Genomic DNA, 15,809 nt, shown 5'->3' on the forward strand with positions numbered 1-15,809 from the left:
AGCGGCAACCGCGCGGATGCGTAGCCGCCGAGCCGGCTCCACCCCGGAGGCGGACAGCGGAGTGGCCACGATCTGGACAGCAGTGGCAGTCGCGGCGATAACGGGCATTGCAGTGCTCGGCTTCTTGCTGGGCGCGGTGACCATCGCCCGGCACCAGGTCGAATCGGCAGCCGACCTGGGAGCCCTCGCAGCGGCATCGCACGCGTCGGAGGGGCCGGACAGAGCCTGCGGCCGCGCCCGCTGGGTGACCGACCGCATGGGAGTCACACTCCTGACTTGCCGCTGGCAAAGACTGGACGCCCTCATCGAGGTCGAAGCCCCAAGCTCGAAGTTCGCCGGACTACCCGCCCCGTCAGCGCACGCCCGAGCAGGCCCCGTCGACGAACCCCCCTGACCCGAACCCCGCCGGCCGGCCCCTTTCGGCGACCAACCGCAGGGGCCGGCCAGCCTCGTCGGTCAACCACTGTGCCCCGCCAGCGGTGGACCGAGCACTCGATCGGCGGCGGCCTGGCCAAGCCCGACTCCTGTCCATGGCGACCGCTGGCCACCGCCCGCGCTCGGCGAGCGAGAGACTCGGCCCGTGTCACATGGGGTGAACAGCTGCGGCGGCTGGTGGGCGCCGAGTGAGTGGCCGTTCACCAAGGCGCCCACCACCCGGGACCCACCGCACCGGCAACGTGCCACCCGGAATCGCCGCTCGCCTTCCACCTGGCTGACCTGCCGGTGCGGTCGACCGGCGGACGCCGACCGGTCGGTATGCGGGGGTGACCGGCGGGGCGGCCGGGCCGCGCGATGAGCGGTGGTTGGTCACGCGCAGCGGTCATCAGTGCACGGTGAGCGGTCAAAACCACCTCCCACCTGCGCTGACGGTTGGCGTGTGTGGGCTCTGTGAGGCCTCCGGCGGGTGCTGATCCTGGGGTTCACCGCGACGAACGGTCTTTGTTTGCCTGCCGTTCACCGTCGAAGGCCCGCCAGTCCGTTCGGTCCGGCGGTAGGGACTACTGGGCGCTCATCGCCCCGTAACCACCGGTTGTCGCGTGGGGGTTCCGGGCAATGTGCAACTTGCCGTTAAGTGAGACGTGCGACACCACGGCAGGGTCTCGGGGGGTCGCGACGAACCAGACCTCACAGGCAGGAAAGACATGTTGGACGTGAATTGGCCGGACAGCTGGCGCGGCGCCTTCCGCATCGAACTGCGGGCGGAGGCGATCGGTCTCGCCTGGCGTGGCTGGCCGGTGCTGCCGGGCGTCAACCCCGCGCCGCTCACCGAGGGCGACGACCTCACCTGGCGCCGTCCCGTTCCGGCCAGTGACGACTGGCGCGAGCAGATCGGCACCCACGCTCACGAGGTCGCCACCTGGTTCTCCGACCGCACCCACAGCCTGCTCGTCGCGACCGGCACCGTCCTCGACGCCATCGAGGTCGACGACGAACTCGGCAAGCGCGCCTGCCGCCTGCTCCGTGCCCTCGGCCACCCCGCGCCCATCATCGCGCTGCCGAACGGCCGCTGGCTCTTCCTCACCACCGCCGCCGACAGCATCCCGGCGGAGCTCGCCTCCCGCGCCACGATCCAGTGGCACGGCAAGGACAGCTGGATCCCGCTGCCTCCCTCGCCGTTCCAGCACGGTGTCGTGCACTGGCGCGTCAAGCCCGAGGTCTGCGGCTGGCAGCTGCCGGACGCCACCGAGGTGCACGACGTGCTCGTCCGTGCGCTGGCCGGCGCCGACGCCGCCCTGCTGGTTCAGACCACCGCGGCCTGAGTCACTCCCAACCACCGCCCAGGCCGGTCCCAGCCCGGCCGAGGCGGAGCAGGACACAATTCCATGTACCACTGAGTGGCCGTTCTAGGCGCTGTGTTGACGCAATGCCCCGAGCACGGTTCCGAGAACTGCCACCGCTCCCGCCTTGTCCAGCGGTTCGTTGCCGTTCCCGCACTTCGGCGACTGAACGCAGGACGGGCAACCCGTCGGGCACTCGCAGGAGACGATCGCCTCCCGCGTTGCGACCAGCCACGGGACAATCGCGGCATAACCGCGCTCGGCAAATCCCGCACCCCCGGGATGGCCGTCGTGCACGAACACCGTTGCCTCCCCGGTGTCTTCGTGCCACGCGGTACTCACCCCGCCGATGTCCCATCGGTCGCACGTAGCAAAAAGCGGTAGCAGGCCGATCGCCGCGTGCTCGGCGGCATGCAGGGCACCGGGGACCCGTGCCGGAACCAATCCGGCACCCCCCGGTGTCCTGCCACCCTCGCGAACGGGCCCCCGACCGTTCGCCAGGGTTTCCTCCCCGGTCCCCACCGTCCCCGCGGATTCGGTCCCCACCCGATGGCCCCCGGTCCCCGCCTCGCCATCGGCCCCAGATCCGCGGACGACCTCAACCGAGCCGGTCGCCACCAGCCCGCCGACGACGGTCTCGCGGTCGGCCGGATTCCGGCCTTCTGAGTCCTGGTCGGCCGCGACGCTGCCGGCCGAATCCCGCCCGGCCGGCCTGCGGGCGCTCGAATCCCCATCTGCCGCCGCACGATCGCTCGAATCCTGGTCGGCCACACCATCCCCAGCCGAATCCCGCATGGTCGGCCCGCGGTCGCCCGAGTCTCGCCCGGCGGGCCCGTGGTCGCCCGGATCCCGATTGGCCGCGCCACGTTCGCCCGACTCGCGATCGGCCGGATTCCGGTCGCCCGAATCCGCGCCGCCCGAGTGCCGCTCGGCCGTGCCGCAGTCGCCCGAGTCCCGGGCCGCTGCGCGTGGCGGCTCGGTGGGGCCGAGCAGGTGCGACGAGATCGTGTACCAGACCGCCCGTGTGCGGAGGCTCTGCTCCGGCAGGTCCAGCGGCGTCGAGTCCAGCACCTCACCCGACGGACGTCGTCGCAGGTAGCCCACCACTTGGGACGTGACCGCGACCTCGCCCAGGCAGATGCTCACTCCGCCGAAGTCCTGCTTCTCCTGGGTGCTCAGCACCGAGATGTCCACGATCTCGCGCGGGGTCGTCGTCCAGTCCGGGTTCTCCGCGTGCACCAGCGCCAGACCTTGCTCCAGGTCCAGCTCGTCCACGACGTACGACGATCCCTGGTGCAGATAAACCGCGCCGGGGTGGACGGCGAAGCACGCCGAGCCCGGGTCGACCGTGCCCAGCATCCGGCCGGAGTCCGACTCGACCACCGCTATCTGCTCGCCGCCCGTTCCGCGGATGCCGACGTCGGCGTGGGGGCGGTCGCGGGATATCCAGTACCAGCCGCTCGATCGGCGTCGCAGCAGTTTCTGCTCCGCCAGTTCGGCCAGCACCTCCTGGGCGGCCGCGCCGCCGAACATCTCCAGCTCCGGGACCGTCAGCGGCAGCTCGGCGACGGCGCACGCGAGCTGCGGCGCCAGCACGTACGGGTTCGACGGGTCGAGCACCGCCGACTCCACCGGCCTCTCGAGCAACGCCGCCGAGTGGTGCACCAGGTACGTGTCCAGCGGGTCGTCGCGCGCGACGAACACCACCAGCGCCGAGTCGCCGGAACGACCCGCCCGGCCGGCCTGCTGCCAGAACGACGCGAGCGTGCCCGGGTAGCCGGCCAGCACCACCGCGTCCAGCCCCGCGATGTCGACGCCCAGCTCCAGCGCGTTGGTCGTCGCGACGCCCAGCAACCGGCCCGACAGCAACGCCGCCTCGAGGGCCCGGCGCTCCTCCGGCAGGTAGCCAGATCTGTACGCCGCAACGGTTCCCGCCAAGCGCGGGTCCACTTCGGACAGTATGCGACGCGCACCCAGCGCGGCCAGCTCCGCGCCCCGGCGCGAGCGGATGAAGGCCAGCGACCGCGCGCCCTCGACGACCAGGTCGGCGAGGATTCGCGACGCCTCCGCGCCGGCCGACCGCCGGACCGGTGCGCCGTTCTCACCCGTCAGCTCCTCCAGCAGCGGCGGCTCCCACAACGCCACCGTGCGAGCGCCGCGCGGTGACGCGTCATCGGTGACGGCGACACACGGAACCCCGGTCAGCCGCGAAGCAAAAGAAGCCGGCGAAGCCGTTGTCGCGGAAGCCAGTACGAACACCGGCGAAGCGCCGTAGTGCTCCGCCACCCGCCGAAGCCGGCGTAGCAACAGGGCCACGTGCGACCCGAAGACTCCGCGATAGCTGTGGCACTCGTCGACGACCACGCAGCCGAGCCGCCGGAAGAACGGCGCCCACCGCCCGTGCGCCGAGAGGATTCCGCGGTGCAGCATGTCCGGGTTGGTGAAGACCCAGTTCGCGTGCGCGCGCACCCAGTCGCGTTCGACCATCGGCGTGTCCCCGTCGAACGCCGCCGCCCGGGCGCCGGGCACGTCCAAAGAGGACACCGACCGCAGCTGGTCCGCGCCCAGCGCCTTGGTCGGGGACAGGTACAGCGCCGTCGTCTTCTCACCCGCGGCCAGCCGGGACAGCACCGGCAGCTGGTAGGCGAGCGACTTGCCGGACGCCGTGCCGGTCGAAATCACGACATGACGACCCTCGTACGCGTGCGACGCCGCCTCCGCCTGGTGCGCCCACGGCGCCGGGACGCCGCAGTCACGCAGCGCGTTCACGACCGCCGGATCCGCCCATGACGGCCACGGCGAGAAGCGCGCCGCGCGGCCCGGCAGGTCCGCGACGTGCGTGATCGGGTCTTCGCGCGCCGGGATGCCCGCGGTCACCCGCCCCAGCAGCCGCCGCCCACGTGAATCGTCCACTCGCCGAGCTTGGCACAGGGGTCCGACAGTTCCGGCGCATCCCAGCGGGGCCAACGGATCGGCGGCAGAGTGATCGATCAAGTGAGGAGGCTCACAAGGTAACGGATTGTACCGACCCTGGGACGGCTTGTCGGGCCTGGTTGCAGTACCAATACACTCCCGCAATCCACACTCTCTGTGGTGAGCGTCATGTGAGACGTGCGTTGCTGCCCGGCTAGCGTGTCGCTCGGTACAGGGTCCAAGCCAGCGTCGGCCGTGTCGAACCTCGGCCTGCCGTCGACGCTGGCGCATGTCGACGTCTCCTGGAGGACGAATGGCACGGCAGTTCCTCGCGGAGGGCGGCAACATCACGCTCTCCGGAGGTGGCTACACGATCGTCGGTGTAGTCGCCGTGGTCGCGCTTGCCGCACTCGTCATCGGCTACGTCTTGCTCAAGGAGGTGCTGGCCGCGGGCCAGGGCACCGCCAAGATGCAGGACATCGCCAAGGCGGTGCAGGAAGGTGCGGCCGCTTACCTCAAGCGGCAGCGGAACACTCTCGCCATTTTCGGCGCGATCGTGTTCCTCCTGCTCTTCGCACTTCCCGCCGACGACTGGAACGAGAAGATCGGCCGCTCGCTCTTCTTCCTGGTCGGCGCCGGCTTCTCGTTCGCGATCGGTTACCTCGGCATGTGGCTGGCGACGCAGGCGAACCTGCGCGTGGCCGCCGCGTCGCGTGAGGAAGGCGGCCGCGAGACCGCTATGCGCGTGGCCTTCCGCACCGGTGGTGTGGTCGGCATGATCACCGTCGGCCTCGGCCTGTTCGGTGCCGCGGTCGTCGTGCTGGTGTACACCGGCCAGGCGCCCAAGGTCCTCGAAGGCTTCGGTTTCGGCGCCGCGCTGATCGCCATGTTCATGCGTGTCGGCGGCGGTATCTTCACCAAGGCCGCCGACGTCGGCGCGGACCTGGTCGGCAAGGTCGAGCAGGGCATCCCGGAGGACGACCCCCGCAACGCCGCGACCATCGCGGACAACGTCGGTGACAACGTGGGTGACTGCGCCGGCATGGCGGCGGACCTCTTCGAGTCCTACGCCGTCATGCTCGTCGCCGCCCTGATCCTGGGCAGCACCGCTTTCGGTGTGCACGGCCTGATCTTCCCGCTGATCGTGCCGGCCATCGGCGTGATCACCGCGGTGATCGGTGTCTACATCACGAAGGCGCGCGTCGGCGAGCCCGGTCTCGTCACGATCAACCGCTCCTTCTACATCTCCGCGGTCATTTCCGCGGTGCTGTCGGCGATCGCGGCGTTCGTGTACCTGCCGAGCAGCTTCTCGGACTTCGGTGCGGGCTTCGAAAACTCGGGCAACCCGGCGGTCATCGCGACCATCGCGGTGATCATCGGCATCGTGCTCGCCGCGGTCATCCTGAAGCTGACCGGTTACTACACGGGCACCGAGTACAAGCCGGTGAAGGACGTCGCGCAGACGTCGGAGACCGGTGGCGCGACCGTCATCCTCTCCGGCATCTCGGTCGGTTTCGAGTCCGCTGTGTACACCGCGCTGGTGATCGCCGCGGCCGTGTTCGGCGCGTACCTCCTGGGCGGCGGCGTCGCGCTGTTCGCCGTGGCGCTCGCCGGTACCGGCCTGCTGACCACCGTCGGCGTCATCGTCGCGATGGACACCTTCGGCCCGGTTTCGGACAACGCGCAGGGCATCGCCGAGATGTCGGGCGACGTCGACGAGAAGGCCGCGCAGATCCTCACCGAGCTGGACGCGGTCGGCAACACCACCAAGGCGATCACCAAGGGCATCGCGATCGCCACGGCGGTGCTCGCGGCGACGGCGCTGTTCGGCTCCTACTCGGACGCGATCGCGAAGACGCTGACCGGCATGGGCGCCGGTGTGGCCGACGGCATCTCCGGGGCGAACTCGTTCGTCAACACGATCGTCAGCCCGAACACCCTCGTCGGCGTCATCGTCGGCGCGGCCGTGGTGTTCATGTTCTCCGGTCTCGCCGTCAACGCGGTCTCCCGCGCCGCCGGCGCGGTGGTCTACGAGGTCCGTCGCCAGTTCCGCGACATCCCCGGGATCATGGAGGGCACCACCCGTCCCGAGTACGGCCGGGTCGTCGACATCGTCACGCGCGACTCGCTGCGTGAGCTGACCACCCCGGGTCTGCTGGCGGTCTTCGCCCCGATCGCGGTCGGTTTCGGCCTGGGCACCGGCGCGCTCGCCGGTTACCTGGCCGGCGCGATCGCGTGCGGCACCCTGATGGCGATCTTCCTCGCCAACTCCGGTGGCGCGTGGGACAACGCGAAGAAGCTCGTGGAGGACGGCAACCACGGTGGCAAGGGCTCGTCCGCGCACGAGGCCACCATCATCGGTGACACCGTGGGTGACCCGTTCAAGGACACCGCCGGCCCGGCGATCAACCCGCTGATCAAGGTGATGAACCTGGTTTCCGTGCTGATCGCGCCCGCCATCGTGCAGTTCTCGATCGGCCCGGACCAGAACACCGCGGTGCGCATCATCATCTCGCTGGTCGCGGTCGCCGTGATCGTGGCGGCGATCGTGGTCTCGAAGCGGCGGGGAACGGTCCTCACGGACACCCCGACGGAGATCAAGGCCTGATCCTCGCGGTACCCGTTCCCGGGCCCGGCACGCAGCGTCGCGTGCCGGGCCCGTGGCGTGCCGGGGCATCCCACGCCGCGCCGGCGAGTTGCGAAGCGGCACCGAGTCGGTACCGTCGGGCTCTCCGGGACGTCGTCGAGCAGGAGGTGTGCAGGTGCGGCCGCGGTCAACCGTCTTAGCCGCTCTGACCACGACGATCACGATCGGCCTCGCCGGCTGCGGGCAGCAAGCCGCCACGCAGTCGCTGGCGCGGGACCAGGGTCTGTCGGTGACGACCGTGGTGCCGCAGGCCGATCCCGCGGCGAGATGGGCGGACGCCTACTGCGGCGCGGTGGGCGGCCTGGTCCGCACCCTGGCGTCGCTCCCGGCGGTCGATCCGAGCACGCCGCAGCAGGCGTCCCGGACGTCGAGCGAGCTGCTCTCGTCGGTGGTCGGCGGGCTCGACCGGAGCCTGGCCGGGCTGACCGCGCTCGGCGCGCCACCTGTGCCCGCCGCCGACGGCGGCCGCGAGGACGTCATCGGGCAGTTCACCGAGATCCGCACGCAGGCCGAGAACGCGCGTCAGCGCATCGACGCGGTCCGCGGCGACGCGGCGGCGACCAAGGAGGCCCTCGGCGAGGCCAGAGCCACGCTGGACCGCATCGACGCTCTCGACTACCTCAAGGGCCTCAAGGACGTCCCGGCCCTGGAGGCGGCGCAGCAGCGGGCCCCCGGCTGCCGTCAGCTCGACGAGCCGCCACGCTGAAAGATCCCGTGACCCTCGCCACGAATCGAACTTGTGTTCTAGTATGGCGCGGTGGATCGGACGATCTCGCTCTTCTCCGCGGAGGCCAGCGGGCCCGGCCTGGGCGACCTGGCCGGGCTCTTGTGCTGCCACGGTCAGATCACCGGGTTCGGGCGCACCGCCGCGCGGCTTTCGGTGGTCGTCGAGGAGCCGTGGCGGGCGCACATCCTCGCGCGTGAGCTGCGGCAGCGCGGCGCGGACGCCCAGGTCTCCAAGGCCGACTGCGGCAACCCGCAGGTCCGGACGTCGTTCCGGGTGGACCTGCTCCCGATGGCGGTGAAATGGCTGCGTACGGGCTGCGCCGGCCCGGTCGAGGACGACTCGGGCAAGGCGGTGCCGGACGGCTTCCGGCTGAGCGGGGCGATGCTGCGGATGTGGGCGCTGGCCGGCGGGCGGCCCGGCACGCAGGGCTACCTGCTGGCCGTCGACCCGCTGGCGCCCGGCATGCACGAGCGGCTGGTCGACGCGCTGACGCCGCTGGGCGTCCTGGCCAAGCTGACCGGCCCGAAAGCCGAGGTCCCGGCCGTGAAGGTCATCGGGAAACGCCGGTTGGAGGCGCTGCTGGAGCTGATCGGCGAGCCGCCGCCGGGCGCCGAAGCGGCGTGGCCCGGGGCGGTGCCGGCGGAGGTGGAACCGCACCCGGTGGCCGTGACGAGCACGGCCTGACCGGGTGCGGTCGCCGCGTCAGGGCCGGGGCAGGGTGCAGCCGGCCTGGGTGAGCGCGATCTCGTTGGCCGCGGTGAGGCAGGCCGGGATGCCGTAGGTCTCTTCGCCGTAGTTCGTCAGGTGGTGCACGGTGACGTTGCCGGCCTGGTCGACCTCGCACGGGTTGTTCTCCGTGCAGCGCTGGCCGTCTTCGTTGCCGGTGTTGTTGACGCCGACGACCTTGCCGCCGGAGATGATCGGCGAGCCCGAGGTCCCGCCGATGGTCTGGCACGCGGAGGTGTAGCGGATCGAGTCCTTCCAGGTCCAGCTGCCCTCCTTGAGCCGGTAGACGAACCCGTCGATGTTGCAGGAGTAGACGCGCTTCCAGTAGCCGGAGACGACGTCGATCGCGGAGCCGGCGGTCGGGTGCGCGTTCGACAGCTCGAGCGGCGAGATCCCGTAGTTCGACTTGATCTGCGCGTAGGTGGTGGTGAGCTGGTAGAGCGACACGTCGGTGTCGGTCATCGTGCCGTAGACGATCTTCTTCGCGCGGAGCGTGGCCTTGTTGCTCCCGCTGGCCGTGAGCAGCGTGAACGTCCGGTTCGAGGTCTGGTTCGTGATCACCTGGCCGGGGCCGGGGAAGCCGCTTTCGAGGCAGTGGCCGTTGGACATGACGAGGGCGGGCGCGGTGTCCGGCGTGGCGGCCGGCTTGACCACGGAGCCCGAGCAGTTGGACAGCGCCACGGTGCCGGCGAAGTTCGCCGCCGCCGCGTTCGCCGGAGTGACTCCCAGTAATACGGTGGCGGTCACGGCGGTGAGCAGGGCGCCGAGCAGGCGTCGGGTCATGGCGGTTCCTTTCGGCTGGACGGGGAATCCAGTGAAGCGGTCACCTCCACGCGCCCACCACCGTCGAACGGAGGGTATCCGGACGGTCACGCGCTAGGCTGCGCGGCACGTGGCCGAAATCACGTGCCCGGTGTAGAGAGGAAACATCGCCGAGGTCAGCGGCGATGCGGTGGACACGGGCCCAGCGGCGTGTTGGGCCACCTCCACGCCGTCCGGGCTGGGAGAGCGTGCACACTGACAGGCCGAGACGCGGGCTCGGGCCCTCCGTCAGGGGTCCGGACGTGGTGCAGTCCCGCGGCGGCGGGACGAGATGAGCGGAGAGCAGGACAGCGTGGCAGGAGCAGGGACCAAGAAGAACGGAGCCGGGGCGGACAACGGCGCCGGGCACCGGCGGCTCGTGATCGTCGAGTCACCGACCAAGGCCCGCAAGATCGCCCCCTATCTCGGCGGCGGTTACGTCGTCGAGTCCTCCGTCGGGCACATCCGCGACCTGCCGCGCGGCGCCGCCGACGTCCCCGCCCAGTACAAGGGCGAGTCGTGGGCCCGGCTCGGTGTCGACGTCGACAACGACTTCAAGGCCCTCTACGTGGTGACCCCGGACAAGAAGTCCAAGGTCACCGAGCTCAAGGGGCTGCTGAAGGACGTCGACGAGCTCTACCTCGCGACGGACCCCGACCGCGAGGGCGAAGCCATCGCGTGGCACCTGCTCGAGACGCTGAAGCCGAAGGTCCCGGTCCGCCGGATGGTCTTCCACGAGGTCACCGAGCAGGCGATCCTCGCGGCCGCCGACTCGACCCGCGAGCTGGACGTCGACCTCGTCGACGCCCAGGAGACCCGCCGCATCCTCGACCGCCTCTACGGCTACGAGGTCTCGCCGGTGCTGTGGAAGAAGGTCATGCCGAAACTTTCGGCGGGCCGCGTGCAGTCGGTGGCGACCCGGATCGTGGTCGAGCGCGAACGCGAGCGGATGCGCTTCACCTCGGCGTCCTACTGGGACATCTCGGCGACGATGGACGCTGGTGAAGAGGCTTCGCCGCGGAACTTCCCGGCTCGCCTGGTCGCCGTGGACGGCGCACGCCTGGCCACCGGCCGCGACTTCGGCTCGGACGGGCAGCTCAAGTCCTCGAACAACGAGATCCGCGTGCTGGCCGAGGCCGACGCGCGGCGCTTGGCCGACGCGCTCAAGCAGCGTGACTTCAAGGTCTCGAGCGTCGAGGAGAAGCCGTACACGCGGAAGCCGTACGCGCCGTTCATGACCTCGACGCTGCAGCAGGAGGCGGGCCGCAAGATGCGGTTCACCTCCGAGCGCACCATGCGGATCGCGCAGAAGCTGTACGAGAACGGTTACATCACTTATATGCGTACCGACTCGACGACCCTGTCGGAGTCGGCGATCTCGGCGGCGCGCAGCCAGGCCACGCAGCTGTACGGCAAGGAGTACGTCTCGCCGTCGCCGCGCCAGTACACCCGCAAGGTGAAGAACGCGCAGGAAGCGCACGAGGCGATCCGGCCCTCAGGCGAGGTCTTCCGCACGCCGGGCCAGGTCGCGAGCGAGCTGGACACCGACGAGTACCGCCTCTACGAGATGATCTGGCAGCGCACGATCGCCTCGCAGATGACCGACGCCAAGGGCACCACGATGTCGGTGCGCATCGTCGGCAATGCGACGTCGGGCGAGGAGTGCACCTTCGCGGCTTCGGGCCGCACGATCACCTTCGCGGGCTTCCTGAAGGCGTACGTCGAAGCGGTCGACACCGAGACCGGTGGCGACGCCGACGACAAGCAGAGCCGCCTGCCGGTGCTCGAGAAGGACCAGGACCTCACCGCGACCGAGCTGAGCCCGGACGGGCACACGACGTCGCCGCCGGCCCGGTACTCCGAGCCGAGCCTGGTCAGCAAGCTGGAAGAGCTGGGCATCGGCCGCCCGTCGACGTACGCGTCGATCATCAAGACCATCCAGGACCGCGGCTACGTCTGGAAGAAGGGCTCCGCGCTCGTTCCGTCGTGGGTCGCGTTCGCCGTGATCGGCCTGATGGAACGGCACTTCGAGCGGCTGGTCGACTACGACTTCACCGCCGGCATGGAGGACGAGCTCGACCGCATCGCCAACGGCGACGAGCAGCGCGGGCAGTGGCTGTCGAAGTTCTACTTCGGCGGCGACATGGGCGTCGACGGCTCGATCGGCCGCCTCGGCGGGCTGAAGAAGCTGGTCGAGGGCAGTGTCGAGGACATCGACGCGCGGGAGATCAACTCGATCCCGCTGTTCAACGACTCCGAAGGGCACAAGGTCGTGGTCCGCGTCGGCCGCTACGGGCCGTACCTGGAGCGCGAGGTCGACGGGAACTCGCAGCGCGCGAACCTGCCCGAGGACCTGCCGCCGGACGAGCTGTCCCTGGAGCTGGCGGAGAAGCTGTTCGCGACCCCGCAGGAGGGCCGCACGCTGGGCGCCGACCCGGTGAGCGGGCACGACATCGTCGCGAAGGAAGGCCGCTTCGGGCCGTACGTGACCGAGGTGCTGCCGGAGGCCGAGCCGCTGCCCGAGACCGCGACGGCCGCGCAGAAGAAGGCCGCGAAGGCGAAGCAGCCGAAGCCGCGTACCGGTTCGCTGTTCAAGTCGATGGACATCGAGACGGTGACGCTCGAAGACGCGCTGAAGCTGCTTTCGCTGCCGCGCGTGGTCGGCAAGGACCCGGAGTCCGGCGACGAGATCACGGCGCAGAACGGGCGCTACGGGCCGTACCTGAAGAAGGGCACGGACTCGCGTTCGCTCGCGACCGAGGACCAGCTGTTCTCGATCACCGTCGAAGAGGCGCTGAAGATCTACGCCGAGCCGAAGCAGCGCGGCCGGTCGGCCACGGCGAAGCCGCCGCTCAAGGAGCTCGGCGAGGACCCGGTGTCGAAGAAGCCGATGGTGGTCAAGGACGGCCGGTTCGGCCCGTACGTGACCGACGGCGAGTACAACGCGACGCTGCGCAAGGGTGACGAGATCGAGGAGCTCACCACCGAACGCGCGTCCGAACTGCTGGCGGAGAAGCGGGCGAAGGGCCCGGCGCCGAAGCGCAAGGCGCCGGCGCGCAAGCCCGCGTCGACGACGGCGAAGACGGTCAAGGCGGGCACGAGCAAGACCGCCAAGGCCGCGGCCACGAAGTCCACCGCGACGAAGACCGCCCCGAAGCGCACCACGGCCACCAAGGCGAAGTAGCACTCTCAGGAAGTCCGTGAAGGCCTCCTTGCCGGCTCTTATGGCCGGTAAGGAGGCCTTCACGGCGTTTCGGCCCGGTGTCGACCGTTCGGCGACTCATCTCGCCTGTTCGAACGTATGTGCGAGAAATTGTCGGTGCCAGGGTGTTCAATCCAGGGGTGAACAACTCAGTCGCGGTCTTCGACGTCATCGACGAGGTCATCGCCCCGCTCTCGGCCGAGGTCCCGGAGCGGCCCTCCGTGATGGAGTTCTACGACCCCGAGTTCGAGATCCCGCCGGTGCTCGCGGACACCGAACCCCGGTTCTCGCGCCGGGCGGGCCGGCCGCGAACCCTGGCCGACGAGGTCGAGCAGTACACCCGGTTCGTCGCCGGGATGGCCGCGATCGGCCTGGCGCCGGGCGGCGAGGTCACGGCGGAAGCCGTCGGGCTGTACCGGGCGTTGCGCGGCGGCTTCATCCGCGGCGTCGTCACCGGGGTCTTCCCGGCCCGGCGCGAGCCGTGGGAGGTCCGGTTCTTCGGCGACGAGGACTACACCACGGTGCTGCACAAGCTGGGCAACCGCGCGCGGCTGCGGTCCGGGTTCCTCAGCGAGCTGCCGGGCTGGGTGTTCGACGGCCTGCCGGACCGGCCGCCGGGCCCGGGCCGGCAGGTGCGCATCGAGACCGACGAGGGCGGCCTGATCCCGCGGCGGTGCGAGGAGGCCGTCGAGCTGATCCGGGAGTGCGCGGCGCGGCCGCGGCTGGGCACGGTGCTGGTCGACCTCGCGGTGCGCGACTCGATACTGGCCGAGTACCCGCACGGCGCGTTCGGCCTGGTCGACAACGACCTCGGCCGCTACCAGTTCAGCGCGGCCGTGGGCCGGACCGGGCGCTGGACGGTCACGTGGGGTCCGGCGTCGCGGAGCACGGCCGAGCAGTGGATCGTCGAGGCGGTGCAGAGCCATGCCTGAGCCGGCCGCTCGGAGGGACCTCACGATGCGCGACGCGATCCTCGCCGCGGTCGAGGAGAACAGCGGCGTGCCGGAGTGGCGGGGCGCGGCCGCCGCCGGCGAGCCGCCGGTCGGCTCCGGCTCCGGCTCGGGCGAGGGCTCGGGCGAGGGCTCTGGCGGGCCCCCGGTCGGGCCGCCGGTCGAGCGGAGTGACGTGGAGGGCGAGGTGCGACGCCATGCCTGAGCGGACGGCGGCGCGCGAGCTGCTGGAGCTGGCGGCCGGGCCGGTGCTGGCGGCGATGCCGGACCGCGAGCCCGTGGACCGGCTGTACAACCCGGACGTCAGCGACCACGACATCCTCGTGCACGGCCCGGTCTCCGACGACCCGGCGGACCTGGCCGAGGAGGTCGAGCGGCACGTGGCGTGGGCCGCCTGGATCGACGGCACGCCGTTCGGCGAAGACGGCGAGCTCAACGACGTCGGCTTCGAAGTCGTGTCGCTGATGCTGCGCGGTTCCGTCCGCGCGGCGCTGTGCGGCGTGTTCGACGAGGGACCGGAGACCGCGGACATCCGGTGCTACGCCGACGGCGAGCGGGCCTTCATGATGGGCTCGCTGCCCGGCCGCACGGCGATCCACCTGGCCGACTTCGAGGAGCTCCCCGAGATGCTGGTGGCGGAGCTGCCGGAGGTGCCGTTCGGCAGCCCGCGCCGCGCGATCTGGGTCACGGTGGACGACGACGGCTTGGTCCACGACGGCCAGGACGACGACGTCGGCGCGATGCGCGAGGTCCTGGCCCGGCCTCGCTCGGGCACGGCGGTACTGGACATGCTCGCGTTCGGCGGGCTGTGCGCGGAGTTCCCCGACCACGGCTTCGTCCTGGTCGACACGGACCTCGGCCGCTTCGCGCTGGCGGCCCTGGACCGCGGTGACGGCCGTCGCCAGCTGGTGCTGAGCCCGTTCAGCCGCGAAATGCTGCGCGACTGGTGCCGGAAGATGATCGACCTCGGGCAGGAGGAGGTTTCCTGATCTGTCGGCGACGCCGGCGACGCCAGGGCTGCTCCATCCGGGCTCGACCGCCACGCGCGAAACTGGTCACCTTGACACCCTGGGTATGACCGGTTGCGGGCGGTCGCTGTCAGTGACTGTGATGGGCTTCACTACGATCCGTCACCATTGGCGGTCGACCGGAGCCTCGGCGGATTGGACACTGCTGGGGGTTCGGGCGTGGGCTTGCGCTGCGTGACGAACCCTCCTGTGGAGACAGAGCCATTGGGCGGATGCGTTATCCGCCTTGGTCGCTACCCTGGAAAGGCGAGGACATTCAGTAGTGAGGTGGTCACCATGAGCGCGAACGGTGAGGCTCCCTTCTTCAGTGCCCCCGAGCTCACTCAGCGCGACGGCACACTGTCCGAAACACCAGGCGAGATGTTCGCGGACCCGGTCTCCGGACTGGTCACCACGGACCCCGAGCCCCGCACCGCGATGCCGAACGGCCACGAGCCCGCCGCCATCTCGGTCGCCGGGCCCGTGCCGCACGACGAGGAGGTCGTACGCCGGATGGTGGAGGAAACCCTCCGCGAAGACGGCGTGACCGGGGCCCGAGCCCCGGAAGCGATCCCGCCCGCCGGCACCACGGGCACGCTCGGCGAGGACGTGATGCCGCCGCTCGGGGTGCTGCCACGGCAACGCAACCGGCAACGGACCTGGCCGAAGCGGGCACCACAGATGCTCCGGCCCGTCCGGCAGCTGCCGCCGCCCGCCGAGGACGACTTCGACGATGACCTCGAGGTCGTGCCCGTCAAGCGGCGCAAGCTGCCGAAGCTGCCCGCGGTGTCGATGCCGGCGATCGGCAAGCCGTCGTCGAGCGCGTCGGGCGTGATACTCGCGGTGGTGCTGCTGATCGTGTTCGGGGTCGTCGCCATCGAGATGGTCTCGAGCCTGGTCAGCAGTGTGACGGGGTTGTTCGACTGACGTTCACCAGCTGATCCCCACCCCACTGGGACCTCGGGGTCGTCCGCGTGCCAGAGGCCGATCGGGCTACCCTGGCTACACGGTCGGGCTAACTCACGAGGGTGCCCGGCACCGCGGTGACTAGTGGGGTG

Annotated in this window: 12 protein-coding genes; 10 read left to right on the forward strand and 2 right to left on the reverse strand. The window is 70.6% G+C overall.

What is annotated here, in order from left to right:
* Positions 1 to 16: 16 nt before the first annotated feature.
* Positions 17 to 394, forward strand: a complete 378-nt coding sequence (locus tag ACLJQZ_RS00990; RefSeq protein ID WP_410618046.1) for an Rv3654c family TadE-like protein — start codon at positions 17 to 19, stop codon at positions 392 to 394.
* A gap of 748 nt (positions 395 to 1,142) precedes the next feature.
* The gene (locus ACLJQZ_RS00995) at positions 1,143 to 1,760 is read left to right on the forward strand and encodes a bifunctional DNA primase/polymerase (RefSeq protein WP_410618048.1); all 618 of its coding nucleotides are present in this window, start codon (positions 1,143 to 1,145) and stop codon (positions 1,758 to 1,760) included.
* 84 nt (positions 1,761 to 1,844) lie between these two features.
* Here ACLJQZ_RS00995 and ACLJQZ_RS01000 read toward each other — a convergent pair whose 3' ends face one another.
* Positions 1,845 to 4,655: a DEAD/DEAH box helicase gene (locus tag ACLJQZ_RS01000; RefSeq protein WP_410618575.1), complete on the reverse strand. Its 2,811-nt coding sequence runs from the start codon at positions 4,653 to 4,655 to the stop codon at positions 1,845 to 1,847.
* A 349-nt stretch (positions 4,656 to 5,004) separates the two neighbouring features.
* On the opposite strand from ACLJQZ_RS01000, the gene ACLJQZ_RS01005 reads away from it, so the two are divergent.
* The 3 genes from ACLJQZ_RS01005 to ACLJQZ_RS01015 all read left to right on the forward strand — a co-directional run bounded on the left by ACLJQZ_RS01005 (position 5,005) and on the right by ACLJQZ_RS01015 (position 8,749).
* Positions 5,005 to 7,299 (forward strand): sodium-translocating pyrophosphatase, encoded by a 2,295-nt coding sequence (locus ACLJQZ_RS01005; protein WP_410618050.1) that lies wholly within the window; start codon positions 5,005 to 5,007, stop codon positions 7,297 to 7,299.
* Positions 7,300 to 7,453: 154 nt separating this feature from the next.
* Positions 7,454 to 8,044: a hypothetical protein gene (locus tag ACLJQZ_RS01010; protein ID WP_410618052.1), complete on the forward strand. Its 591-nt coding sequence runs from the start codon at positions 7,454 to 7,456 to the stop codon at positions 8,042 to 8,044.
* 51 nt (positions 8,045 to 8,095) lie between these two features.
* Positions 8,096 to 8,749 (forward strand): hypothetical protein, encoded by a 654-nt coding sequence (locus ACLJQZ_RS01015; protein ID WP_410618053.1) that lies wholly within the window; start codon positions 8,096 to 8,098, stop codon positions 8,747 to 8,749.
* An 18-nt stretch (positions 8,750 to 8,767) separates the two neighbouring features.
* Here ACLJQZ_RS01015 and ACLJQZ_RS01020 read toward each other — a convergent pair whose 3' ends face one another.
* Complete coding sequence (locus ACLJQZ_RS01020; protein ID WP_410618054.1) at positions 8,768 to 9,574, reverse strand: serine protease; 807 nt, start codon at positions 9,572 to 9,574, stop codon at positions 8,768 to 8,770.
* A 310-nt stretch (positions 9,575 to 9,884) separates the two neighbouring features.
* Here ACLJQZ_RS01020 and topA point away from each other — a divergent pair, with 310 nt between their 5' ends.
* The 5 genes from topA to ACLJQZ_RS01045 all read left to right on the forward strand — a co-directional run bounded on the left by topA (position 9,885) and on the right by ACLJQZ_RS01045 (position 15,678).
* Complete coding sequence (topA, locus tag ACLJQZ_RS01025; protein WP_410618055.1) at positions 9,885 to 12,776, forward strand: type I DNA topoisomerase; 2,892 nt, start codon at positions 9,885 to 9,887, stop codon at positions 12,774 to 12,776.
* A gap of 158 nt (positions 12,777 to 12,934) precedes the next feature.
* Positions 12,935 to 13,726 carry an ESX secretion-associated protein EspG gene (locus tag ACLJQZ_RS01030; RefSeq protein WP_410618056.1) on the forward strand — a complete coding sequence of 264 codons (792 nt, stop codon included), beginning with the start codon at positions 12,935 to 12,937 and terminating at the stop codon, positions 13,724 to 13,726.
* A complete protein-coding gene (locus ACLJQZ_RS01035; protein ID WP_410618057.1) occupies positions 13,719 to 13,949 on the forward strand; it encodes a hypothetical protein in 231 nt (76 codons plus the stop codon). Before ACLJQZ_RS01030 ends, ACLJQZ_RS01035 begins: the two co-directional genes overlap by 8 nt.
* The gene (locus ACLJQZ_RS01040; RefSeq protein WP_410618058.1) at positions 13,942 to 14,733 is read left to right on the forward strand and encodes a hypothetical protein; all 792 of its coding nucleotides are present in this window, start codon (positions 13,942 to 13,944) and stop codon (positions 14,731 to 14,733) included. The genes ACLJQZ_RS01035 and ACLJQZ_RS01040 overlap by 8 nt, the downstream gene beginning before the upstream one ends.
* A 315-nt stretch (positions 14,734 to 15,048) precedes the next feature.
* Complete coding sequence (locus ACLJQZ_RS01045) at positions 15,049 to 15,678, forward strand: hypothetical protein (RefSeq protein ID WP_410618059.1); 630 nt, start codon at positions 15,049 to 15,051, stop codon at positions 15,676 to 15,678.
* The last annotated feature ends 131 nt before the right edge of the window (positions 15,679 to 15,809 follow it).

It is taken from the genome of Amycolatopsis sp. cmx-8-4 (assembly GCF_046548675.1).
In the GTDB taxonomy this organism is placed as follows: Bacteria; Actinomycetota; Actinomycetes; order Mycobacteriales; family Pseudonocardiaceae; genus Amycolatopsis.

Excerpts from the sequence above, each read along its gene's own strand:
- ACLJQZ_RS00990 (WP_410618046.1), top strand. The coding sequence starts at position 17 with ATGCGTAGCCGCCGAGCCGGCTCCACCCCGGAGGCGGACAGCGGAGTG.
- ACLJQZ_RS01020 (WP_410618054.1), bottom strand. The coding sequence starts at position 9,574 with ATGACCCGACGCCTGCTCGGCGCCCTGCTCACCGCCGTGACCGCCACC.
- ACLJQZ_RS00995 (WP_410618048.1), top strand. The coding sequence starts at position 1,143 with ATGTTGGACGTGAATTGGCCGGACAGCTGGCGCGGCGCCTTCCGCATC.
- ACLJQZ_RS01035 (WP_410618057.1), top strand. The coding sequence starts at position 13,719 with ATGCCTGAGCCGGCCGCTCGGAGGGACCTCACGATGCGCGACGCGATC.
- ACLJQZ_RS01040 (WP_410618058.1), top strand. The coding sequence starts at position 13,942 with ATGCCTGAGCGGACGGCGGCGCGCGAGCTGCTGGAGCTGGCGGCCGGG.
- ACLJQZ_RS01005 (WP_410618050.1), top strand. The coding sequence starts at position 5,005 with ATGGCACGGCAGTTCCTCGCGGAGGGCGGCAACATCACGCTCTCCGGA.
- ACLJQZ_RS01045 (WP_410618059.1), top strand. The coding sequence starts at position 15,049 with ATGAGCGCGAACGGTGAGGCTCCCTTCTTCAGTGCCCCCGAGCTCACT.
- topA (WP_410618055.1), top strand. The coding sequence starts at position 9,885 with ATGAGCGGAGAGCAGGACAGCGTGGCAGGAGCAGGGACCAAGAAGAAC.